Origin of the sequence: Citreicoccus inhibens (genome assembly GCF_019039035.1) — a bacterium.
GTDB classification, from domain to species: domain Bacteria; phylum Myxococcota; class Myxococcia; order Myxococcales; family Myxococcaceae; genus Citreicoccus; species Citreicoccus inhibens.
Genome location: NZ_JAHNZT010000101.1, coordinates 1 through 2,185 on the forward strand (window position 1 = coordinate 1; position 2,185 = coordinate 2,185).

The following is a 2,185-nucleotide window of genomic DNA, read 5'->3' on the forward strand; positions in this document are numbered from 1 at the left end:
GTGACGGAGTGCGCGAGCGCGACCTGCACTACCTGGTGGGCGTGCAGGGCAAGCACATGGCATGGCCACCCGGCGCGAAGCCACACAAACCGGAGAGGGGGCCGGGGCAGCGCGGACGCTCCCGTACTCGGTACGAGGCGGAGGGTGTAAAGCCTTGGCTCATCTCGGAGTTGGCGCTTCAACTTCCCAAGGGGCAGTTCCAAGTTGTGCACTGGCGAGAGGGCAGTCGGGGCGAGCAGTCCTCCCGGTTCGCCGCCGTGCGGGTACGGATGGCGGAGAATCACACCAAGCGGACTCCACCGAGTGAAGAGCTATGGCTTCTCGTTGAATGGCCCGAGCAGCAGAAGGCACCGACAAAGTACTGGCTTTGCTCATTGCCAGCAGAGACGTCGCTAAAGGACTTGGTGCGCTTCGCGAAGCTGCGCTGGAGAGTGGAGCGGGATTACCAAGAGATGAAGGGCGAAGTCGGGCTGGACCACTTCGAGGGGCGAACATGGCGCGGCTTCCACCACCACGCCACGCTCTGCATGGTGGCGCACGCCTTCCTCTCGCTCCGTCGAGCGCTTTTCCCCCCGGAGCAGGATGCCTTGGACCCTGACCGAGGTGCGTCGCCACCTTCAGCACCTCCTGCTGCGCCGCATCGGCTACTGCCCGCTCTGCCTACGCCCCGTCCGCTCCCGCGATCCGCCGCGGGGTCCGTCACGCATCTGACCGGGTAGTACTAGGAGAATCCCATCCAGGGCCTGTCGGTCGGGCACTCGTGGGTTGTGGCAGCCCAGCGGGTGTTCCGGCCGAGCAGGAAGCAGCCGCTCGATGCGTCGCCACAACTTGTCTGGCACCCGCCAGCCGTCGTCCTTCTTCACTACCCCATGGCCGCGTCCTCCTGCCTCTTCAACCCGGCAGGAGGCCAGCCTTCTTCCCTACCGAAACAGGCTCTTAGTACTACCCGGTCAGATGCGGGACGGACCCAGCGGCGGATCGCGGGAGCGGACGGGGCGCAGGCAGAGCGGGCAGTAGCCGATGCGACGCAACAGGAGGTGCTGAAGGCGACGACGAACTTCGGGCAGGGTCCAGCGCGTCCTGCTCCGGGGGGAAAAGCGCTCGACGGAGCGCGAGGAATGCGTGCGCCACCATGCAGAGCGTGGCGTGGTGATGGAAGCCGCGCCATGTTCGCCCCTCGAAGTGGTCCAGGCCGACTTCGCCCTTCATCTCCTGGTAATCCCGCTCGACTCTCCAGCGCAGCTTCGCGAAGCGCACCAAATCCTTCAGCGACGCCTGGACCGGCAGTGAGCAGAGCCAGTACTTCGTCGGGGCCTTCTGCGTGTCGGGCCACTCGACGAGAAGCCATATCTCCTCACTCGGCGGAGTCCGCTTGGTGTGATTCTCCGCCATCCGCACTCGCACGGCAGCGAACCGGGAGGACTGCTCGCCCCGACTGCCCTCTCGCCAGTGCACAACTTGGAATTGCTCCTTGGGGAGTTGCAGCGCCAACTTCGAGATGAGCCAAGGCGCTACGCCCTCCGCCTCGTACCGCGTACGGGAGCGCCCGCGCTGCCCCGGCCCTCTCTGCGGCTTGTGCGGCTTCGCGCCGGGCGGCCACACCATGTGCTTGCCCTGCACGCCCATCAGGTAGTGCAGGCCCCGCTCACGCACGCCGTCACGGAACGCCCGTGCGTCCCCGTACCTCCTCCGCCCCACGATTTCTTGAGACACCTCTCTGGGGGATAAACACCCCCGCGTGAGGTGGATGTGAAGAAGCAACAGAAGCAGGACAGGACAGCGGAGCGCGGACGGTTCTCTGCGAAAAGGAAGAAGGAGGCCGTACTCCGACTGCTGAAGGGCGAGGAACTCGACGCCCTCTCTCGGGAGCTGGGTGTCACGGCGTCCGTGCTGAGCGAGTGGCGGGAGAAGTTCCTGGCTGGAGCCGAGGCCAATCTCAAGAGCCGCGAGCCGGAGCCAGCGGATGACGAGGTTCGGCGGTTGAAGGCGATGGTGGGCGAGTTGATGATGAAGAACGAGCTGTTGGCGGAGAAGGCCCAGTTGCTGGAGAGCAACGCACCGGGTTTTCCCTGGAGGAAGTCGAGAGGATGAGCGCCCAGCTCTCGCCGTCCTGCCGCAAGCCCTATGGGCTGACACGGGTGATGGCCACCTGGCGCGTACCGCGAGCCACGGTGTACCGCCACCG

At 65.7% G+C, this 2,185-nt stretch carries 2 protein-coding genes and 2 pseudogenes; 2 read left to right on the forward strand and 2 right to left on the reverse strand.

Annotation, left to right across the window (positions count from 1 at the left end; translation table 11 throughout):
• A partial coding sequence (locus KRR26_RS36350; protein WP_217082182.1) for an IS701 family transposase occupies window positions 1-719 on the forward strand: 719 nt, incomplete at its 5' end.
• Here KRR26_RS36350 and KRR26_RS37285 read toward each other — a convergent pair.
• Window positions 717-839, reverse strand: a pseudogene (locus tag KRR26_RS37285) (IS5/IS1182 family transposase); the annotation flags it as partial. The gene KRR26_RS36350 and the pseudogene KRR26_RS37285 overlap by 3 nt on opposite strands.
• A 103-nt stretch (window positions 840-942) precedes the next feature.
• Window positions 943-1,683 (reverse strand): annotated as a pseudogene (locus KRR26_RS36360) (IS701 family transposase); the annotation flags it as partial.
• Between the two features lie 66 nt (window positions 1,684-1,749).
• On the opposite strand from KRR26_RS36360, the gene KRR26_RS36365 reads away from it, so the two are divergent.
• Entirely contained in the window at window positions 1,750-2,091 is a 342-nt protein-coding gene (locus tag KRR26_RS36365) for a transposase (RefSeq protein ID WP_217082183.1), read from the forward strand.
• Window positions 2,092-2,185: the final 94 nt, after the last annotated feature.